Annotated in this window: 23 protein-coding genes (1 of these 23 running past the window's edge); 17 read left to right on the top strand and 6 right to left on the bottom strand. The window is 70.8% G+C overall.

What is annotated here, in order from left to right; translation table 11 throughout:
• Positions 1–39: 39 nt before the first annotated feature.
• A complete protein-coding gene (locus tag OHA21_RS28175; RefSeq protein ID WP_328459838.1) occupies positions 40–549 on the top strand; it encodes an ASCH domain-containing protein in 510 nt (169 codons plus the stop codon).
• A 628-nt stretch (positions 550–1,177) separates the two neighbouring features.
• Here the strand turns inward: OHA21_RS28175 and OHA21_RS28170 are convergent.
• The 3 genes from OHA21_RS28170 to OHA21_RS28160 are packed head-to-tail and all read right to left on the bottom strand — an operon-like array spanning position 1,178 to position 3,187.
• Positions 1,178–1,795 (bottom strand): DNA-3-methyladenine glycosylase, encoded by a 618-nt coding sequence (locus OHA21_RS28170; protein WP_328459836.1) that lies wholly within the window; start codon positions 1,793–1,795, stop codon positions 1,178–1,180.
• Between the two features lie 13 nt (positions 1,796–1,808).
• Positions 1,809–2,684: a dioxygenase family protein gene (locus tag OHA21_RS28165; RefSeq protein WP_328459834.1), complete on the bottom strand. Its 876-nt coding sequence runs from the start codon at positions 2,682–2,684 to the stop codon at positions 1,809–1,811.
• Positions 2,681–3,187 (bottom strand): MarR family winged helix-turn-helix transcriptional regulator, encoded by a 507-nt coding sequence (locus OHA21_RS28160; RefSeq protein ID WP_328459832.1) that lies wholly within the window; start codon positions 3,185–3,187, stop codon positions 2,681–2,683. Before OHA21_RS28160 ends, OHA21_RS28165 begins: the two co-directional genes overlap by 4 nt.
• A 90-nt stretch (positions 3,188–3,277) precedes the next feature.
• On the opposite strand from OHA21_RS28160, the gene OHA21_RS28155 reads away from it, so the two are divergent.
• Positions 3,278–3,652 (top strand): DoxX family protein, encoded by a 375-nt coding sequence (locus OHA21_RS28155; RefSeq protein ID WP_328459830.1) that lies wholly within the window; start codon positions 3,278–3,280, stop codon positions 3,650–3,652.
• 69 nt (positions 3,653–3,721) lie between these two features.
• The gene (locus tag OHA21_RS28150; protein WP_328459828.1) at positions 3,722–4,432 is read left to right on the top strand and encodes a hypothetical protein; all 711 of its coding nucleotides are present in this window, start codon (positions 3,722–3,724) and stop codon (positions 4,430–4,432) included.
• A 7-nt stretch (positions 4,433–4,439) separates the two neighbouring features.
• Here OHA21_RS28150 and OHA21_RS28145 read toward each other — a convergent pair whose 3' ends face one another.
• A complete protein-coding gene (locus OHA21_RS28145; protein ID WP_328459826.1) occupies positions 4,440–4,676 on the bottom strand; it encodes a hypothetical protein in 237 nt (78 codons plus the stop codon).
• 171 nt (positions 4,677–4,847) lie between these two features.
• Here OHA21_RS28145 and OHA21_RS28140 point away from each other — a divergent pair, with 171 nt between their 5' ends.
• Positions 4,848–5,726: a helix-turn-helix domain-containing protein gene (locus OHA21_RS28140; protein ID WP_328459824.1), complete on the top strand. Its 879-nt coding sequence runs from the start codon at positions 4,848–4,850 to the stop codon at positions 5,724–5,726.
• Between the two features lie 10 nt (positions 5,727–5,736).
• Positions 5,737–5,943, top strand: a complete 207-nt coding sequence (locus tag OHA21_RS28135) for a DUF397 domain-containing protein (protein ID WP_328459822.1) — start codon at positions 5,737–5,739, stop codon at positions 5,941–5,943.
• Here OHA21_RS28135 and speB read toward each other — a convergent pair.
• Positions 5,940–6,977 (bottom strand): agmatinase, encoded by a 1,038-nt coding sequence (gene speB / locus OHA21_RS28130; RefSeq protein WP_328459820.1) that lies wholly within the window; start codon positions 6,975–6,977, stop codon positions 5,940–5,942. The genes OHA21_RS28135 and speB overlap by 4 nt on opposite strands.
• Before the next feature lie 156 nt (positions 6,978–7,133).
• On the opposite strand from speB, the gene OHA21_RS28125 reads away from it, so the two are divergent.
• The 11 genes from OHA21_RS28125 (at position 7,134) to ptsP (ending at position 15,902) form a co-directional block, all read left to right on the top strand.
• A complete protein-coding gene (locus tag OHA21_RS28125; protein ID WP_442875178.1) occupies positions 7,134–7,559 on the top strand; it encodes a type II toxin-antitoxin system PemK/MazF family toxin in 426 nt (141 codons plus the stop codon).
• 74 nt (positions 7,560–7,633) lie between these two features.
• The gene (locus OHA21_RS28120; RefSeq protein ID WP_328459816.1) at positions 7,634–8,215 is read left to right on the top strand and encodes a hypothetical protein; all 582 of its coding nucleotides are present in this window, start codon (positions 7,634–7,636) and stop codon (positions 8,213–8,215) included.
• 8 nt (positions 8,216–8,223) lie between these two features.
• Positions 8,224–8,889 (top strand): adenylate kinase family protein, encoded by a 666-nt coding sequence (locus OHA21_RS28115; protein ID WP_328459814.1) that lies wholly within the window; start codon positions 8,224–8,226, stop codon positions 8,887–8,889.
• Positions 8,890–9,050: 161 nt separating this feature from the next.
• On the top strand, positions 9,051–9,812 hold the full coding sequence (locus OHA21_RS28110) for a DeoR/GlpR family DNA-binding transcription regulator (protein ID WP_328459812.1): 762 nt from the start codon (positions 9,051–9,053) through the stop codon (positions 9,810–9,812).
• On the top strand, positions 9,809–10,750 hold the full coding sequence (locus tag OHA21_RS28105) for a 1-phosphofructokinase family hexose kinase (protein WP_328459810.1): 942 nt from the start codon (positions 9,809–9,811) through the stop codon (positions 10,748–10,750). The genes OHA21_RS28110 and OHA21_RS28105 overlap by 4 nt, the downstream gene beginning before the upstream one ends.
• A 243-nt stretch (positions 10,751–10,993) precedes the next feature.
• Positions 10,994–12,175: a PTS mannitol transporter subunit IICB gene (locus OHA21_RS28100; protein ID WP_328478577.1), complete on the top strand. Its 1,182-nt coding sequence runs from the start codon at positions 10,994–10,996 to the stop codon at positions 12,173–12,175.
• Between the two features lie 14 nt (positions 12,176–12,189).
• The gene (locus tag OHA21_RS28095) at positions 12,190–12,498 is read left to right on the top strand and encodes a PTS lactose transporter subunit IIB (protein ID WP_328459808.1); all 309 of its coding nucleotides are present in this window, start codon (positions 12,190–12,192) and stop codon (positions 12,496–12,498) included.
• The gene (locus OHA21_RS28090) at positions 12,491–12,934 is read left to right on the top strand and encodes a PTS sugar transporter subunit IIA (protein ID WP_328459806.1); all 444 of its coding nucleotides are present in this window, start codon (positions 12,491–12,493) and stop codon (positions 12,932–12,934) included. Before OHA21_RS28095 ends, OHA21_RS28090 begins: the two co-directional genes overlap by 8 nt.
• Positions 12,931–13,971, top strand: coding sequence for a zinc-dependent dehydrogenase (locus OHA21_RS28085; RefSeq protein WP_328459804.1), 1,041 nt, complete (start codon positions 12,931–12,933; stop codon positions 13,969–13,971). Before OHA21_RS28090 ends, OHA21_RS28085 begins: the two co-directional genes overlap by 4 nt.
• 10 nt (positions 13,972–13,981) lie before the next feature.
• Positions 13,982–14,266, top strand: a complete 285-nt coding sequence (locus OHA21_RS28080; RefSeq protein WP_328459802.1) for an HPr family phosphocarrier protein — start codon at positions 13,982–13,984, stop codon at positions 14,264–14,266.
• Complete coding sequence (gene ptsP / locus OHA21_RS28075) at positions 14,259–15,902, top strand: phosphoenolpyruvate--protein phosphotransferase (RefSeq protein ID WP_328459800.1); 1,644 nt, start codon at positions 14,259–14,261, stop codon at positions 15,900–15,902. The genes OHA21_RS28080 and ptsP overlap by 8 nt, the downstream gene beginning before the upstream one ends.
• A gap of 34 nt (positions 15,903–15,936) precedes the next feature.
• On the opposite strand, the gene OHA21_RS28070 is transcribed toward ptsP, so the two are convergent.
• Complete coding sequence (locus OHA21_RS28070) at positions 15,937–16,719, bottom strand: polyphosphate kinase 2 family protein (RefSeq protein ID WP_328459798.1); 783 nt, start codon at positions 16,717–16,719, stop codon at positions 15,937–15,939.
• 59 nt (positions 16,720–16,778) lie between these two features.
• Here OHA21_RS28070 and tyrS point away from each other — a divergent pair, with 59 nt between their 5' ends.
• Positions 16,779–17,958 carry the 5' portion of a tyrosine--tRNA ligase gene (tyrS, locus tag OHA21_RS28065; protein ID WP_328459796.1) on the top strand. It continues 77 nt past the right edge of the window, so the window shows 1,180 of its 1,257 coding nt (coding positions 1–1,180); its start codon is at positions 16,779–16,781; its stop codon lies off the right edge, out of view.

Genomic DNA, 17,958 nt, shown 5'->3' with positions numbered 1-17,958 from the left:
CCGCCGGGTCGCTGTCGAAACCATGCCAGGATGGCGGCCATGTCAACGCGTACCACCCCGGCCCCGGTCGACACCGCCGCCGCCGCGCAGTTCTGGGCGTCGTACGCGGCCGCCCGCCCCGACGCGGTCCGCGTCGCCCCGGACTACACAGTCGAGCGGTTCGGCGACTCCGCCGAGCTCGCCGACGAGTTGCTGGAGCTGGTGGCCGCCGGCGCCAAGCGGGCCACGTCCTCGCTGATGGCCGACTTCGACACGGAGTCCAACCCGCTGCCGCGAATCGGCTGCCACTGGATCGTCTGCGACAGCACCGGCGCGCCCCGGCTCGTGCTGCGCACCACCGAACTGCGGATCGGCGCCTTCCACAGCGTCGAGGAGTCCTTCGCCCACGCCGAAGGGGAGGACGACCGCACGCGCGAAAGCTGGATGGCCAACCACCGCCACTACTGGCAACGGCGCTGCGCCACTCTCGGCCGCCCGTGGGACGAGCACTCCGAGGAGATCCTCTTCGAACGCTTCACCGTCGTCTTCCCCCTGAACTTGGCCGACTAGCCCCGTCCACCGGCTGACCCTCACCGTCGTCCCCGCTCCCGGAACCAGCCGCGAGCGCCAGCCGCCCCGCTCAGCTGGCGCTCACTGTCGTTTCGCGCTTGCGGAAGCAGCCGTGAGGGCCAGCCGGCCCTGCTTGGCTGGCGCCCAGTGTTGTTTCGCGCTTGCGGAAGCAGCCGTGAGGGCCAGCCGGCCCTGCTTGGCTGGCGCTCAGTGTCGTTTCCCGCTTCCGGAAGCAGCCGTGAGCGCCAGCCGCCCCGCTTGGCTGGCGCTCAGTGTTGTTTCGCGCTTGCGGAAACAGCCGTGAGAGCCAGCCGCTTGGCGCGACGTTTCGACCGGGTGTGGATCATCAGGACAGCCGTAACTCCCAGCCGGGTGATCCACAAGGCCGGTTCCCGGGAGCCGGCTGGGAGCTGTTGCTGCCTCCGCCGGCAGGAAGGGTGCGCAGTTCCCAGCCGGATGATCAAAAAGTCCGAAATATTGGGCCCGGCTGTGCCTTACGGCTGTCGCCCCACCCGAGACCCTCTTCGCCGCGCCGCTCAACCAGCAAGCCAGCCGCAGCCCCGCCGCAGCTCGAGCCAGCGAGGCGGCCAGACGGCGGTGGCGGGGAGGTGAGGCGGCGAGTTTGGGTTTAACCGTTGGAGGGGCGGCGCCGGGCCCGGGGCGTGTGCCGGCGGTAGACGCTGACTGTCGGGTCGCCGGCGATCCAGAAGCGCCACGGCACGTCGTGGGCCGAGGTCACCCCGACCCGTGGCCCGGCCGCGATGGTGCCGACCGGCCCGGTGGGTGGGGTGAGCGTCGCCGGACCGCTGCCGTCGAGCACTGATGTGTCGTTGGCGCCCTTGTCCAGCGCCAGCACCTGCATCAGCTTCGCCGGCCCGGCCGCCAGGTCACTGTCGCGCCGTGCGGCCGGCCGCCGCTGCCGGGCGAGCGCCAGCCCGTCCACCACTTCACCGGCCCGCAGCAGCACCGCCGCCGCTTTCCCGGACTCGCCGCAGACGATGTTGGCGCAGAAGTGCATGCCGTAGATCTGGTAGACGTAGAGCCGCCCGGCCGGGCCGAACATCACCGCGTTGCGGTTGGTGACCCCGCGATGCGCGTGGCTGGCCGGGTCGGCGCCCAGCCCGCTGTAAGCCTCGACCTCGGTCAGCCGCACGCTCACCCCGTTGGCGGTGAGCCGCCAGCCGAGCAGCAGCCGGGCCGCCTCGTCCACCGCCTCCGCGGGCAGGTCCTGCCAGCTCGTCGTCACGGGTACCACCCAATCACGGCAACGTCTGGAACGACCGCTTGGAGAACCCGATCATGTATCCCTCGATCATGGTGCGCACCGGACGGTCGGGCCGGTCGGCGGCGCCCAGCGTGACGAACAGTGGCGTGAAGTGGTCCGGCGTCGGGTGCGCGAACGGCATCCCCGGCGCCCGGTGCTGGTAGGCCGCGAGCTCGTCCACGTCACCACGGCCCAGCGCTTCGGCCGCCCACGCGTCGAACTCCGACGACCACGCCGGGACCGCGCCGCTCAGCATGTCGCGGGTGAGGAACGGCAAGCCGTGCACCATGAAGCCGGACCCGATCACCAGCACACCCTCGGCACGCAGCTCCCGCAGCCGCTCGCCGATGGCGAGCAGCCGGGCCGGGTCCTGCGTCGGCATGCTGAGCTGCAGCACCGGCACGTCGGCCAGCGGGTACATGGCCATCAGCGGCACCCAGGCCCCGTGGTCGAGGCCGCGGCTGGCGTGCTGATGAACCGGTTCGCCCATCATCCCGGCGATCCGGCGGGCGAGCGCCGAGGCGTCCGGAGTCGCGTACCGCATCGCGTAGTAGCGCGGGTGGAAGCCGCCGAAGTCGTAGACGAGCGGGGTGTGCGCGGCCGGCGCGGAGAGCGCCAGCGGCGCGGTCTCCCAGTGCGCCGAGACGATCAGGATGCCCGCCGGTTTCGGCATGGACTGCGCCCAGTCGAAGAGTTCCCGCAGCCAGGGGCCGTCGTCGAAGAGCGGCGGCGCGCCGTGGCTGAGATAGAGGGCGGGCAGCGGCCCGTCCGCGGCGTTCCAGGCCCGCTGCGCGCGGGCACGGGGCAGGGCTTCGATCAGGAAGCGATCGTACGCACCCGCGGGCACCACCGGATCAAGGATCGGGCTCATCGGTTCTCCGTGGTCGCAGGGTGGACGGTTCCGCAGGTGTCGTCGGGGTCGACCGCGTGCATGATGCGCCGGCAGATCTCCCGCAACTGGCCGACCTGTGCCTTGGTGAGCGGGTCGAAGACCAGCGTGCGGGCGGCCTCGACGTGCCCGGGCGCGGTGGCGACGACCTTGTCCCACCCGTCGTCGGTGAGCTCGGCGAGGGTGTAGCGCCCGTCGGCCGGGTCGGGGCGGCGGCGCACCCAGCCACGTTTCTCGAGCCGGCTGACGGCCTGCGAGAGGCGGGCCAGCGATCCCTCGGCGAACCGCGCGAGCGTGCTCATCCGCAGCGTGCGGTCGGGGGACTCGGACAGGCCGGCGAGGATCCCGTACTCGAAGTGGCTGATTCCGGCGTCGCGCTGCAACTGGGTGTCGAGCGCGGCGGGCAGGCGCATGAAGACGCTGGTGAGTGCCATCCAGGCGGTGCGTTCGTCGCTGGTCAGCCAGCGTGGCTCTGCTGGGTCCATGTGCCCCATGCTAGCCGATCACTTGCCTGCTTAAGTCATCGCGACTAACTTTCACTCAACTGTTGAAGTCACTGAGTCAGGTGGAAAATCATGGTCGTCGTTCTGTGGGTGGTCACCATCCTGCTCGCTGCCGCATTCCTCGGCGCCGGGCTGATGAAGCTGACCCAGCCGAAGGAGAAGCTGGCCGAGTCGGGTCTGACCTGGGTCGAGGACTTCAGCGCGGGTGCGGTCAAGGCGATCGGCGCGGCGGAGTTGCTGGCCGCGATCGGCCTGATCCTGCCCGCGGTGCTGGACATCGCGACGGTTCTGGTCCCGCTGGCGGCGCTCGGCCTGGTGCTGATGATGGCCGGCGCGGTGATCGTGCACCTGCGCCGCAAGGAGGCGCCGAAGGCGGTCCCGGCCGTGGTGCTGCTGATCCTGGCGGCCTTCGTGGCCTGGGGACGTTTCGGACCGTACGCGTTCTGACGACCGACGGTACACAGCAGCGCTCGTCGTCGATATAGTTCGTCGCGACCTGGAGGCTGGGAGCGACGGATGCAGCAGGTGGACGAGGCGGGCGCTGCTGGGCGTACGTCCCGAAGGCGCACCCTGGTCTGGACCTCGGCGCTCGCGCTGCTGCTGGTGGGCTGTCTCGGCGCCGCGGCCTATTTCTTCGTGCAGCTGATCAACCTGCCGCCGTCGGCGGCGAAGCCGGCCGGGCCGCCGCCGTCGTTCCCGGTGGAGGGCGCCCTGGCCGGCCCGCGCGCGGCCACCGAGCCGGCGCGCACCACCGACGACCTGGAGTTGGTCTGCCAGGACTGGTTCTACCCGGATGCGCCGAAGTACCGGGGTGCGGCGCCGCACCCGATCCTGATCAGCGTCCGTGACCAGATGGACGTCACCTACCGCTCGACGCGGACCCTGAACGAGACGGCGTACGCGGGCACGGCCGCCGAACGCAAGGCCTGGGCCCCGAAACCGGGGCAGGTCCAGCTGGTGGCCTGTCTGGATCTGATCGGCGCCGGGCCGAAGCTGCGGGACTGCAAGGTGGAGGATCCGGATCCGCAGACCATGCCGTTGCGGCAGGGCCGTTACCGGTTGACGGTGTACGAGGTGGCCACTCACAAGAAGGTCGGCGAGGTGAACCTGACCGGTAAGGACAAGTCCTGCCCGTGGGTGCCGATGGCCGGCCCGGACCGCACGCTGTACAGCGCGGTGCAGGACGACCAGCTCTACCGCGCGCTGCGCAAGCGGGTGGAGGACTGAGCCGGCGTCAGGCCCAGCCGAGGAACCGTTCGTAGAGGTCGGCCGGTGGTCCGCCGGCCCCGGCCGCCCAGTCGTCGATCGCCTCGACCAGGCATGAGCCGAGGTAGACGGAGAGCCCGTGCGGGAACTTCTGGTACTGCTCGACGAGCTCGACCTTCGCGGTGGCACACGGCCACGGCAGGCCGCAGACCCGGCAGTCCCACGACGGACGGTCCCCGACGTGTTCGGTCCGCGGCACCAGCATTCCCGGCCTCACTTTGAGCGATTCGGCGGCTACACATCGAAGACTTCCGTGGCCTACCCTGCACCTCAAGGCGGTTTGGCGAGAATCCCAGAAATGGATTCTCGCTGTCTCGCCCGGGGCGATGCGATCGTCTCGTTCGATACACCGGCGGATGGTGGGGAGCGAAAGCGGATGACCGAGACGGGCTCGACCGTGCCGCGGCGGCAGGTGGGACGGCTCCTGCGGCAGCTGCGGGAGCAGGCCGGCATCTCGCTGATGGCGGCGGCACAGGAGCTGGAGTTCTCCCGCGCCCGGATGTATCGGATCGAGAACGGTGAGGTGCCGGTCCGCAAGCACGACGTGATCGCGATGTGCTCGGTCTACACGGCGCCCGGCCACATGACCGAGGTGCTGATCGGGCTGGCCCAGGAGTCGAAGGCGAAGGGCTGGTGGCATGCGTACGGCGATGTCGTCCCGGCCTGGTTCGAGCTCTATGTCGGCATGGAGCAGGCGGCGAGCCGGCTGCGCTCGTTCGCCCCGAGCGTGATCCCCGGCCTGCTGCAGAGCCGGGAGTACGCGGAATGCGTCTTCCGCCGCTGGCACGGTGACGACGAGGCCGCGGTGGAGAACGCGGTGGCGGTCCGGCTCGAGCGGCAGTCGCTGCTGAGCCGTCGCCGCCCGCAGGCCCCACAGCTCGACGTGATCATCGACGAGGGGGTGCTGCACCGCGCGATCCCGGACACACTGGGCATGCAGAAGCAGTTGGCGCACCTGGTGAACGTGTCGACCCGGCCCAACGTCAGCGTCCGGGTGATCCCGTTCGGGGCCGGCCCGCACGCCGCGGCCAGTTCCGGCCAGTTCACTGTGCTGGAGTTCCCGGCGGTCGGGACGGCGTCGCCGGAGCCCACGACGATCTACTGCGAGAATCTCACCGGCGCGCTCTACCTGGATAAGCTCAAGGAGGTGGAGACGTACGAGTCGATCTGGGCAGAGCTGGAGGCGACCGCGCTCAGCCAGGCCGATTCCGACGATCTCATCGCCGCGATCATCGAACGCAGCGACGGCGCTTGAGGAGAGAGCGATGGCTGACCTGACCGGTGCCGTCTGGCACAAGAGCACTCGCAGCGGCGGCAACGGGGGCGACTGCGTCGAGGTGGCGATCAACCTTCCCGGCATCGTGGCGGTCCGCGACACCAAGGACCCGGACGGCGCGGCGCTGGTCTTCACCCACTCGGAGTGGGTCGCTTTCCTCGCCGGCGTCCGGGACGGCGAGTTCGACCTCGGTTAATCCGGGCTGTCCTTCGGCGTACCCCGATCTTGGAGCAACGGTGTGGCGCGGCTCCACCGCGGCCCGTCGCCGTCCTTGCGCCGCCGGGCCATCCCGGAGAGCGCTTCGAGGACCACCCGATTGCCCAGCATCGCGGTGATGTCGGCGTGGTCGAACGGCGGCGACACCTCGACGATGTCCATGCCGACCACCGGCAGCTCGTGGCAGATCCGCGAGACGCTGTCCAGCAGTTGCCGGGCGGAGAACCCGCCGGGCTCGGGGGTGCCGGTGCCGGGCGCGTGCCCGGGATCGCAGACGTCGATGTCGACCGACAGGAAGACGCCGTCGCAGCCGTCCAGGGCGATCTCGAAGGCGCTGTCCAGGACCGCGTCCAGCCCGCGCTCGACGATCTCGCTCATGTGGAACGAGTTCATCCGCTGGTCGGCCATCCAGTCCAGCACGTCCGGCCCGGGCCAGTACCCGCGCAGGCCGAGCTGCAGGAACCGGTCGCCGCGGACCGCGCCCGACTCGATCAGCCGGCGCATCGGCTGGCCGTGGCCGTAGAGCGAGCCGAACTCGATGTCCCCGGTGTCGGCATGCGCGTCGAAGTGGATGACCGCGACTCTGCCCTTGCCGTGGGTTCGCGACACCCCGGTGCAGTCCGGCCAGGTGATGGTGTGGTCGCCGCCGAGGATCAACGGGATCGCGCCGTGGCCGGAGACGAACGCCACCGCGTCCTCGATGGTCCGGCAGCTGCGCTCGATCTCGCCGCTGAACACCTCCAGGTCGCCGGCGTCCAGCACGGTCAGATCGTCGGTGAGCGCGTTGACCCGCATCGCCATGTGCGGGCGCGAGCCGTCGTGCGCGAGGTAGTCGGTGCCGCGGATCACCTGCGGGCCGAACCGGGCGCCGGGGCGGTGCGAGGTGCCGCCGTCGAACGGGGCGCCGAGGATCACGACGTCGGCGTCGGCGTAGGTGCGCGGCTCCTGCCAGTCACAGGCCGGCACACCGAGGAAGGTGTAGTCCGGTCCGAACATCGGTCCGTATCGGGTCATGCTGGTCATCCTTCCCCGCCGAGGCGGGGCGTGCAGCGGAACCGGCTGTAGGGTGCGGCGGTGCTCGAAATCTTGAAGACGTTCTTCCGGCGCCTGGCGGGCGCGCCGGACCGGCAGCCGGTGTACGAGCAGGACGTCGAGGTCCCGCGCGAAACCGTGCCGGCACAACCCGCGACTCCGGCGCGACCGCCCCGGCAGGTGCCCCGGCCGCGGGCGGGACGGCATCTGGCGTATGCGCCCGATCTGGACGGTGACGCCGATCCCGGGGAGATCGTCTGGACCTGGGTGCCGTACGAGGACGATCCGGCTCAGGGCAAGGATCGTCCGGTGCTGGTGGTCGGGCGCGACGGGCGTACGCTGCTCGGCCTGATGCTCTCCAGCCAGAGCGACCGCGACGGCCAGCGGCACTGGCTCGCGCTCGGCCCCGGCGACTGGGACCGGACCGCGCGGCCGAGCTGGGTCCGGCTCGACCGGGTGCTGGAGGTGGAGGAGGACGGCATCCGCCGCGAGGGCGCGGTGCTGGACCGGACCCGCTTCGACCGGGTCGCGGCGATCCTGCGCCGCAACTACGGATGGCCGTGACGCGCGTCTCCCGCGCGCCCGGCGAATGGGCGTAACCGGACAGTATCGGGCGTACGCCGGATAGCGTTGCGGACATGGATACCGACGTCATGACCGGATTCGGCGGCAAGCAGGCCTGGCTCGCCGTCGCCGGTGGCGAGCCGGGCGCCGTCCTGGCGGCCCTCGGCCTGCGCGACCTCGGCCCGGTGTCCTGGCGGGACGGCCTCGATCTGGCCCATCTCACCGACGACCGGGTGGCGGTCACCCCGTTGCTGCCCGGCGCCCGGGACACCCGCTGGGTGCTCGCCGTCGGCCGCCGTCTCATGCAGACCCCGCCGGACGTGGTCGCGCTCTCCGCGGAGCTCGGCGCCGAGGTGCAATACTTCGCCACACATCGAGTCACCGAGCTGCATCGATGGCAGCGGGCGGCGCACGGTGATCTGATCCGCGCTTTCGGGTATGTGGGGCAGACCGGCGAGGTCACGTCGTGGTTCGGCGAGCCGGACCCGGCGGAACGCGACGCCGGGCTGCCCGGCGACTTCGACCCGGAGGAGACCACGGTGCTGGTCGCCGAGCGCGACGTGTTCCAGGTGGCCGGCGCGTGGAGCATCGACCCGACCACGTTGACCGGACTGCCGCCCGGCCCGTTGCGGATCGGCGCGGCCGACCAGCCGTAGGAGGCCACATGCGCAAGTACGTGATCATGGGCGTGCAGGGCAGCGGCAAGGGCACCCAGAGCAAGATCCTGGCCCAGGAGTTCGACCTGGTGCACATCAGCGTGGGTGACGTCTTCCGCTGGCACGTGCGCAACCACACGAAGATCGGCGCCCAGGTCAAGCGGCTGATGGCCGCCGGTGAGCTGGTCGGCGACGACCTCGTCGAGGACGTGGTGCGCCGCCGCATGGGCATCCATGACTGGAACTACGGCTTCATCATCGACGGCTTCCCGCGTAACGGCCGGCAGGCCGAGTTCTTCATGGAGAGCTACGACATCGACGCCGTGATCCACCTCGAGCTGTCCGACGAGGAGGTGCGGCGCCGGGTGCTCAGCCGCCGGCTCTGCCCGAATTGCGGCATGGACTACAACCTGATCGCCGACCGGCCCGAGCAGGAGGGCCGCTGCGACATCTGCGGCCACGAGCTGGTCACCCGCGCCGACGACACTCCCGAGGCGCTCGAGGCCCGGCTGCGCGACTACCACGAGAAGACCCGGCCGGTGCTGGAGCTGTTCCGGCGCAAGGAGGTCGTGCACGACGTGGACGGCCGCCCGCCGCTCGACGAGGTGCAGCAGGCCATCCGTAAGACGCTCGGCCTGCCGCCGTACAGCGCTGCCGGTGCGACTCGCCGCTAAACCCACATAAACGGGCAACTTCCGAATACTTCCGTTTTGGCTGGACATGGGGTTCCGGATCTTCGCGTAAGGAGATCGAAATCTCTTTGACATATTGCGTTCGGGCAGAAGCGGGCGTAAACAAAGACAAAGCCAAAACGAAGTCGGGCGGTGAGCCACAGATGTACGCCGAGGAACGCCAGCAGGAGATAGTGCGGCGCGCCCGCGCCGAAGGCCGGGTGGACGTGGTCGCGCTGGCGGACAGCTTCGCCGTGACGGCCGAGACGATCCGCCGCGACCTGACCGTGCTGGAGCGGGCCGGCGTGCTTCGCCGGGTGCACGGTGGCGCCATCCCGGTGGAGCGGCTCGGCTTCGAGCCGGCCCTCGCCACCCGGGACGCCGTCCTGATCAGCGAGAAGGAGCGGATCGCCAAGGCGGCGCTCGCCGAGGTGCCGGAGGACGGGGCGATCATCCTGGACGCCGGGACCACCACCGCCCGTCTCGCCCACCTGCTGCCGGCCGATCGCGAACTCACCGTGGTGGTGAACTCGCCGGTGCTGGCCGCGGCCCTCGGCGTCAAGCCCAACCTCACCGTCCTGTTGCTCGGCGGCCGGGTCCGGGGCAAGACCCTGGCCACCGTGGACGACTGGGCGTTGCGGCCGCTGGCCGAGATGTACGTCGACGTCGCGTTCATGGGCACCAACGGCTGCACCGTCGAACGCGGCATGACCACACCGGACCCGGCCGAGGCAGCGGTCAAGCGGGCGATGATCGCCGCGTCCCGCCGGGTCGTCCTGCTCGCCGACCACACCAAGATCGGCAACGACTACCTGGCCCGGTTCGGCGGTCTCGCCGAGCTGGACCTGCTGATCACCGACAACGGGCTCGACGAGGAGCTCGCCGGTGACGTCGAGGCGGCCGGCGTCCGGCTGGTCCGGGCATGATCCTCACCGTCACCCTCAACCCCAGCGTCGACCGGGCCCTCGAGGTCGACGCGCTGGTCCGCGGCGAGGTGCTGCGGGCCGGTGACTCGCACATCGATCCCGGCGGCAAGGGCGTCAACGTCTCGCGGGCGCTGCTGGCCAACGGGATCCGCTCCACCGCGGTGGTGCCGACCGGCGGGGCGGAGGGGGATCAGCTGGTCGACCTGCTCAAGGGCGAGGGGGTCGACATGCTGGCGGTCCCGATCGCCGGACGGACCCGTTCCAACATCACCCTGGCCGAGCCGGACGGCACGGTCACGAAGATCAACGAGGTCGGCCCGGTGCTTTCCGGGGCCGAGTTCGCACAGGTGAGCGAGGCGGTCCTGAACGCTGCGGGGGCCGCCGACTGGGTGGTCATCTGCGGGAGCCTGCCGCCCGGGCCGAGCACCGCGGCCTTCACCGATCTGTGCGAGCGGCTGGTCACGGGCGGCACCCGGCTGGCGGTGGACAGCAGCGGTCCGGCGCTGCTGGCCGGCGTCGCGGCGGGCGCGGCCCTGGTCAAGCCGAACCGTGAGGAGCTGGCCGAGGCGGTCGGCGCCGAACTGTGCACACTCGGCGACGTGGTCGAGGCCTGCCAGCGGCTGCGCAAGGCCGGCGCCGGCTCGGTGCTGGCCAGCCTCGGCGCGGGCGGCGCGGTGCTGGTCGACGAGGCCGGCGTGCTGACCGGCGTCTCCCCGGTGAGCGTCCCGCGCAGCACGGTCGGCGCGGGCGACGCCCTGCTGGCCGGGTTCCTCTCGGCCGGCGCGCGCGGCGAGGCCGCACTGATCGAGGGCCTGGCGTGGGGCGCGGCCGCGGTGAGCCTGCCGGGCAGCCGGATGCCCGGGCCGGCCGACCTGGACCGTACGCGTATCGCGCTCGACCCCGCCCCTGACCTGAACCGACCGTTACGCAGCGACTGAGCGCCCCGCCCAGTCGCCCAGTCCTTCCCCCGCCCCCCGGAGCAGAACCGTTCCGGCTCGGGAGCAGCCATCCGAATACCGCGCCACCTCGTCCCGTCGTGCACCACCCCGCAACGCCGCGGTGCGTCCGGACGAGCGATCCACCGCACCCTGAGAAAGCACGAAATAGCGCGACTTACCCGTACAGATCGGGAATTGCGGCCGCAAGCCGCTGCGGACCCGAGCCCATGAAATGGAGATCCCCTGATGGCTTCTTCATATACCCCCACGGTCACCGGAACCGGCTTCAAGGCGCGGGTCCAGAAGATCGGCGGCTACCTGGCCGGCATGGTGATGCCCAACATCGGCGCGCTGATCGCCTGGGGCCTGATCACCGCCCTGTTCATCCCGGTCGGCTGGACCCCGAACGAGAATCTGGCCCAGCTCGTCGACCCGATGATCAAGTACCTGCTGCCGGTCCTGATCGGTTACACCGGCGGCCGGATGGTGCACGGCCAGCGCGGCGCCGTCGTCGGCGCGGTCGCCACCTTCGGCGTGATCGTCGGCGCCGAGGTGCCGATGTTCCTGGGCGCGATGATCATCGGCCCGCTCGCCGCCTATGTCATCAAGCTGTTCGACAACGCGATCGAGGGCAAGGTCCGGCCCGGCTTCGAGATGCTGATCGACAACTTCTCGGCCGGCATCGTCGGCGGCGCCTTCGCGATTCTCGGCAAGCTGGCCATCGGCCCGATCGTCGAGGGGCTGACCAGGGCGGCCGGCAACGGTGTCGACTGGCTGCTCGACCACAACCTGATGCCGCTGGTGTCGGTGCTGGTGGAGCCGGCGAAGGTGCTGTTCATGAACAACGCCATCAACCACGGCGTGTTCAGCCCGCTCGGTGTGCAGCAGGTGCAGGAGCAGGGCAAGTCGATCCTGTTCATGATCGAGTCGAACCCCGGCCCGGGTCTGGGGCTGCTCGCGGCGTACCTCTTCTTCGGCCCGAAGTCGCTGCGCCCCTCCGCCCCGGCCTCGATGATCATCCACTTCTTCGGCGGCATCCACGAGATCTACTTCCCGTACGTGCTGATGAAGCCGCGCCTGATCCTCGCGATGATCGCGGGCGGCATGGCCGGCGTCGCCACCTTCATGATCACCGGTACCGGCACCGTCGCGTCCCCCGCCCCGGGCAGCATCTTCGCCTTCGCCGCCGTCACCGCGAAGGGCGGCTACTTCGGCATGATCCTCGGCGTCGTCATCGCCGCCCTGGTCACCTTCGGTGTCGCCGCCCTGCTGCTCGGCTTCGGCAAGCTGAAGTCCGACCAGGAGCTGGACCCGGCCGAGGAGGAGGTGGCCACCGAGGCGGAGATCCCGCACCAGCGGGCCGCCACCACCTCCTCGGCGGACGACAGCGAGACCACCACCGACAGCCGCAAGGAAAACGCCTAGATCAGGAGAGCGTCATGGCAACCCTCAACGGCAAGGACATCCAGAAGCTCGTCGTCGCCTGCGACGCCGGCATGGGCAGCAGCGTGATGCTCGCCAGCACCCTGCGCAAGCAGCTCAGCAAGAGCGGTGTCACGGTCGAGCACACCCCGGTGAACTCGATCCCCGCCGACGCCGACGTGGTGGTCTGCCACAACGGGCTGGCCGCGCGGGCCCGCTCGGTCGCGCCGGACAAGCCGATCGTGCCGTTCCAGGTCTTCCTCGGCGACCCCGCGGTCGCCAAGGTGGTCAAGGCCATCCAGCAGGGCACCGACTTCAATGTCTGAGCTGCTGGACCGCCGGGCGATCCGGCTGGACGAGAAGGCCGCGGACCGGGACGAGGCGGTACGCCGCTGCGGCGAGGTGCTGGTCGAGATCGGCGCCGTGGAACCGGGCTACGTGGACACCATGCTGGCCCGGGAACGGTCCATCTCGACCTACGTCGGTGAGGGTGTCGCCATTCCGCACGGCACCCTCGGCGGCAAGGAGCTGGTGAAGCGGGACGCCCTCGCGGTGCTGCGCTTCCCCGAGGGTGTCGACTGGGGTGGCGAGCCGGTGGCGCTCTGCGTCGGCATCGCCGCCGCCGGCGACGGGCACGTCGAACTGCTCGCCGCCCTCGCCGAGATCCTGCTCGACGAGGACCAGGCTCGTGAACTGCGCGAGGCCACCGATCCCGGCACCGTGATCCGGCTGCTCGGGAAGATCCAGGAGGACAGTGAATGAAGGTCGTACGTTTCCACGCTCCCGGCGACGTCCGGTTCGAGGACATGCCGGAGCCGTCCGCCGGCCCGGGTGAGGTGAAGATCCGGGTCCGGAACTGCTCCACCTGCGGCACCGACGTCAAGATCTCCAAGTTCGGTCACCACCACATCCACCCGCCACGGGTGATGGGGCACGAGATCGCCGGTGAGATCGTCGAGGTGGGCGAGGGCGTCGAGGGCTGGGGGACCGGCGACCGGGTTCAGGTGATCGCGGCCATCCCGTGCGGGGTGTGCGCCGAGTGCCGGCGCGGCCGGATGACGGTCTGCCCGAACCAGGTGTCGATGGGCTACCACTTCGAGGGCGGCTTCGCCCAGTACATGGTGGTTCCCAAGGAGGTCCTGAAGGTGAACGGCCTCAACCGGATCCCGGAGGGCGTCTCGTTCGCCGAGGCGTCGGTGGCCGAGCCGCTGGCCTGTGCGCTCAACGCGCAGAACCTGGCGCGGGTCGGCGAGGGCGACGACGTCGTGGTGATCGGTTCCGGTCCGATCGGGTGTCTGCACGTACGTCTGGCCCGGTCCCGCGGCGCCGCCCGGGTCTTCCTGGTCGAGCTCAGCCGGCAGCGTCTCGACATGGCCGCCGAGCTGGTCAAGCCGGACGCCGCCATCTGCGCGGCCGAGGTCGACCCGATCGAGGCGGTCCGCGAGCTCACCGGCGGCCGCGGCGCGGACGTCATCATCACCGCGGCCGCCTCCGGCAAGGCGCAGGAGCAGGCCATCGAGATGGCCGCCCGGCAGGGCCGGATCAGCTTCTTCGGCGGCCTGCCCAAGGACAACCCGACGATCACCTGCGACTCGAACCTGGTGCACTACCGGGAGCTGATGATCGTGGGCGCCAACGGGTCCAGCCCGGCGCACAACGCCGAGGCGCTCAACCTGGTCGCCACCGGCGCGGTGCCGGTCGCCGACCTGATCACCCACCGCCTGCCGCTGGACCAGGCCATCGAGGCCTTCGGGATCGTCGCCCGTGGCGAGGCCATCAAGGTCACCATCGAGCCCTAGGGGGTCTCTCATGCCCACGCGCACAGTTGCTGTCGGCTCCGCCAGCGGCCTGCACGCCCGGCCGGCCAAGCTCTTCGTGGAGGCCGCCGCGGCGGCGCCGGTCAAGGTCACCATCCGGGTCGGCGAGCGTAAGCCGGTGCCGGCCAAGAGCATGCTGTCGGTGCTGGCGCTCGGCGCCAAGCAGGGCACCGAGGTGGTCCTCGAGGCCGACGGCGACGGCGCCGACGAGGCCCTGGACGGCCTCGCCGCGCTGCTGGCCCGCGACCTCGACGCCGAAGAGCCCAGCGATGCCTGAGTCGTTCACCGGCATCGGCGTCTGCGCCGGGATCGCCGCCGGCCCGCTGTTGCGGATCGCGGCGGTCCCGGCCCTGCCGCCGCCCATCCCGGTCGAGGACGCCGCCGCCGAGATCGAGCGGGCCAACGCCGCCCTCGCCGAGGTGGTCGCCGACCTGGAACGCCGGGCCGACCGCGCCTCGGACGCCACGGTCGAGGAGGTGCTGCGGGCCGAGGCGATGATGGCCGACGACGAGATGCTGCGCGAGGGCGTCCGCGAGCACGTCGAGGCCGGTCAGGACGCGCCGCACGCGATCGACGCCGCGTTCGGCGCGTTCCGGGAGGCGTTCGAGGCGGCCGGCGGTTATCTCGCGGAACGCGTCGCCGACCTGGACGATCTCCGGGATCGGGCGGTCGCGGTCCTGCTCGGGCTGCCGATGCCGGGCGTGCCGCAGCCGGGTCACCCCTACGTGCTGGCGGCCCGCGACCTGGCGCCGGCGGACACCGCCGACCTCGATCCTGAGCAGGTGGTCGCGCTGGTCACCGAGGTGGGCGGCCCGACCAGCCACACCGCGATCCTGGCCCGGGCTCTCGGTCTGCCCGCCGTGGTCGCCTGCCCGGGGGTGCTGGGCATCGCGGAGGGCACGCTGGTGCTGGTCGACGGCGCCGCGGGGCGCGTCGACGCCGGGATCGACGAGGGCGCGGCAGAGGCCGCGAGGCAGGGTGCGGCACAGGCGGCGGCCGCGGTGTCCGGTCTGACCGGTCCGGGCAGGACCGCTGATGGGTACGGGGTGAAGCTCCTCGCCAACGTCGGATCGGTGAAGAATGTGGCCGCCGCCGACGAGGTCCACGCCGAGGGGGTGGGACTGTTCCGTACCGAACTGCTCTTCCTCGACCGGGCCCAGGAGCCGACGCTGGCCGAGCAGGTCACCGCGTACCGGGAGGTGTTCACCGCGATGGCCGGCCGGCGGGTGGTGATCCGGACGCTGGACGCCGGCGCCGACAAGCCGCTGCCGTTCCTGAACCAGGAGGGCGAGCCGAACCCGGCGCTGGGCGTACGCGGTCTACGTGTTGCCCGCCAGCGCCCGGAGGTGCTGGCCACCCAACTGGCCGCGATCGCCGAGGCCCGGTCCGGCACCGATGCGGACGTCTGGGTGATGGCGCCGATGGTGTCCACCCTCGCGGAGGCCACCGCGTTCGCCGACGCGGTCCGCGAGGCCGGCCTGCCGAAGGCGGGCGTGATGATCGAGGTGCCGGCCGCCGCGCTGCGTGCCGCCGACCTGCTGCGGGTGGTCGACTTCCTGAGCATCGGCACGAACGATCTGAGCCAGTACACGTTCGCCGCCGACCGGATGTGCGGTGACCTGGCCGACCTGCTGGATGCGTGGCAGCCGGCCCTGCTGCAGCTGATCGGGGTGTGCGGGCAGGCGGGCCGGGAGGCGGGCAAGCCGGTCGGCGTGTGCGGGGAGGCGGCGGCCGACCCGGCGCTGGCGCCGATCCTGGTCGGTCTCGGAGTGACCAGCCTGTCGATGTCGCCGCGGGCCGTGCCGGCGGTACGGGCGTCGCTGACCGGCTACACCGAGGCCGAGTGCCGGCGGCTGGCCGAGCTCGCAGTGGCGGCGACGGACCCGGTGCAGGCGCGCAAACTGACCCTGTGAGCGGTGGGTTCGGGCGCGGACGGCGCCCGAACCCTCACACCTCGGTCGGCCCCGGGTGATCGGCGGCGTGCAGGTCGAAACCGCGCTTGGTCAGCTTGGTCTCCAGCACATGGCAGACGTGCTCCACCACGGCGAACCGCGCGTACTGCTTGTCGTCGCCGGCGATCACGTGCCAGCGCGCCCGCGGCCGGTCGGTCTTCTCGATCATCTCCTCGATCGCGGCCTCGTAGTCCGCCCGCTTTCCCCGGTTGCGCCAGTCCTCGTCGGTGAGCTTCCACGAGCGCAGCGGGTCGTTCCTGCGGCTCTCGAAGCGGCGCAACTGCTCCTCGTCGGAGACGTGCATCCAGAACTTGATCAGGATCATGCCCTCGGCGGTCAGGGTGCGCTCGAACTCCGCGATCTCGTCGTACGCCCGTTTCCACTGCTCCTTGGTCGCGAACCCCTCGACCCGTTCCACCAGCACCCGCCCGTACCAGGACCGGTCCAGCACCGCCATCCCGCCGAAGCCGGGCAGCACGCTCCAGAACCGCTGCAGGAAGTGGTGCCGCTTCTCGTCGTAGGTGGGCGCGGCGAACTGCGCCACCCGGACGTGCCGCGGGTCCAGCGGCGAGACCAGCCGCTTGATGGCGCCGCCCTTGCCGGACGCGTCCCAGCCCTCGAAGACCACGCACAGCGGCGGGCCGAGCTCGTGCTGCCCGATCTGCCCACCCAGCAACAGGCGCAGCCGGAGCAGGCGTTCCTGTGCCGCCTCCAGCCTCGCCTCGGCCTTCTTCTTGGAGATCTCGAACGGTGGTTCCGCGCTACCCAGGTGACCCATTCGCCTAGCATCCCGAAACCCGCTGTGATCCGCATCAGCGCGTGCGGGACAATCCGTGCGTGACTCTCGTAGACGACCTGTTGTGGCGTGGACTGATCCAGGACTCGACCGACCCCGCCGAGCTGCGCAAAGCACTCGACGGCGGCTCGATCACGTTCTATGTCGGCTTCGACCCCACTGCCGCCTCGCTGCATGTCGGTCACCTCATGCAGGTCTGCACCGCTCGCCGGCTCCAGCAGGGCGGGCACAAGCCGCTGCTGCTCGTCGGCGGCGCCACCGGCCAGATCGGTGACCCGCGCGAGTCGAGCGAGCGCAGCCTCAACCCGCCCGAGGTGGTCGAGGGCTGGGTGCAGCGGATCCGTGAGCAGCTCTCCCCGTTCGTCACCTACGACGGAGAGAACGCCGCCACCCTGGTGAACAACCTGGACTGGACCGGCCCGACCTCGGTGATCGACTTCCTGCGCGACGTCGGCAAGCACTTCCCGGTCAACAAGATGCTGGCCCGCGACGTGGTCCGCAACCGCCTCGAGTCCGGGATCAGCTTCACCGAGTTCAGCTACCAGCTGCTGCAGTCCAACGACTTCTACCAGCTGCACGTCCGCAACGGATGTCAGCTCCAGTTCGGCGGCTCCGACCAGTGGGGCAACATCACCGCCGGCGTCGACTTCGTGCGGCGCCGTGGTGCCGGCCCGGTGCACGCCTTCGTCACCCCGCTGGTCCTCAAGGCCGACGGCACCAAGTTCGGCAAGACCGAGGGCGGCGCCGTCTGGCTCGACCCGACCATGACCACGCCGTACTCCTTCTACCAGTTCTGGATCAACAGCGACGACCGCGACGTGGTCCAGTACCTGAAGTACTTCAGCTTCAAGTCCCGCGAGGAGCTGGAGGAGCTGGAGAAGGCGACCGCGGAGCGGCCGCAGGCCCGGCTCGCGCAGCGAGCCCTCGCCGAGGAGATCACCGCGCTCGTGCACGGCCCCGAGGAGGCACGGCAGGCCATCGCCGCCAGCCAGGCACTCTTCGGGCGAGGTTCGCTGGAGGAGCTCTCCGCGGACACGTTGCGCGCCGCATTGGGCGAGGCCGGCCTCTTGGAGGTACGCGGTGAGCTGCCGACCGTCGGCAAGCTGCTCCAGGAGTCGGGTCTGGTGGCCAGCGCCAACGAGGGCCGCCGCACCATCAACGAGGGCGGGGCGTACCTGAACAACGAGCGCATCACGGACGGCGAAGCCGTCGTCCCGGAGT

The organism is Actinoplanes sp. NBC_00393 (assembly GCF_036053395.1).
Classification (GTDB): Bacteria; Actinomycetota; Actinomycetes; order Mycobacteriales; family Micromonosporaceae; genus Actinoplanes.
Note: the sequence above shows the minus strand (reverse complement) of the source record. Positions and strands in the feature narration are given on the sequence as shown.

Coding starts and splice junctions, on each gene's coding strand:
- OHA21_RS28175 (WP_328459838.1), top strand. CDS start 40: ATGTCAACGCGTACCACCCCGGCCCCGGTCGACACCGCCGCCGCCGCG.
- OHA21_RS28165 (WP_328459834.1), bottom strand. CDS start 2,684: ATGAGCCCGATCCTTGATCCGGTGGTGCCCGCGGGTGCGTACGATCGC.
- OHA21_RS28160 (WP_328459832.1), bottom strand. CDS start 3,187: ATGGACCCAGCAGAGCCACGCTGGCTGACCAGCGACGAACGCACCGCC.
- OHA21_RS28155 (WP_328459830.1), top strand. CDS start 3,278: ATGGTCGTCGTTCTGTGGGTGGTCACCATCCTGCTCGCTGCCGCATTC.
- OHA21_RS28150 (WP_328459828.1), top strand. CDS start 3,722: ATGCAGCAGGTGGACGAGGCGGGCGCTGCTGGGCGTACGTCCCGAAGG.
- OHA21_RS28145 (WP_328459826.1), bottom strand. CDS start 4,676: ATGCTGGTGCCGCGGACCGAACACGTCGGGGACCGTCCGTCGTGGGAC.
- OHA21_RS28140 (WP_328459824.1), top strand. CDS start 4,848: ATGACCGAGACGGGCTCGACCGTGCCGCGGCGGCAGGTGGGACGGCTC.
- OHA21_RS28135 (WP_328459822.1), top strand. CDS start 5,737: ATGGCTGACCTGACCGGTGCCGTCTGGCACAAGAGCACTCGCAGCGGC.
- speB (WP_328459820.1), bottom strand. CDS start 6,977: ATGACCCGATACGGACCGATGTTCGGACCGGACTACACCTTCCTCGGT.
- OHA21_RS28120 (WP_328459816.1), top strand. CDS start 7,634: ATGGATACCGACGTCATGACCGGATTCGGCGGCAAGCAGGCCTGGCTC.
- OHA21_RS28115 (WP_328459814.1), top strand. CDS start 8,224: ATGCGCAAGTACGTGATCATGGGCGTGCAGGGCAGCGGCAAGGGCACC.
- OHA21_RS28110 (WP_328459812.1), top strand. CDS start 9,051: ATGTACGCCGAGGAACGCCAGCAGGAGATAGTGCGGCGCGCCCGCGCC.
- OHA21_RS28105 (WP_328459810.1), top strand. CDS start 9,809: ATGATCCTCACCGTCACCCTCAACCCCAGCGTCGACCGGGCCCTCGAG.
- OHA21_RS28095 (WP_328459808.1), top strand. CDS start 12,190: ATGGCAACCCTCAACGGCAAGGACATCCAGAAGCTCGTCGTCGCCTGC.
- OHA21_RS28090 (WP_328459806.1), top strand. CDS start 12,491: ATGTCTGAGCTGCTGGACCGCCGGGCGATCCGGCTGGACGAGAAGGCC.
- OHA21_RS28085 (WP_328459804.1), top strand. CDS start 12,931: ATGAAGGTCGTACGTTTCCACGCTCCCGGCGACGTCCGGTTCGAGGAC.
- OHA21_RS28080 (WP_328459802.1), top strand. CDS start 13,982: ATGCCCACGCGCACAGTTGCTGTCGGCTCCGCCAGCGGCCTGCACGCC.
- ptsP (WP_328459800.1), top strand. CDS start 14,259: ATGCCTGAGTCGTTCACCGGCATCGGCGTCTGCGCCGGGATCGCCGCC.
- OHA21_RS28070 (WP_328459798.1), bottom strand. CDS start 16,719: ATGGGTCACCTGGGTAGCGCGGAACCACCGTTCGAGATCTCCAAGAAG.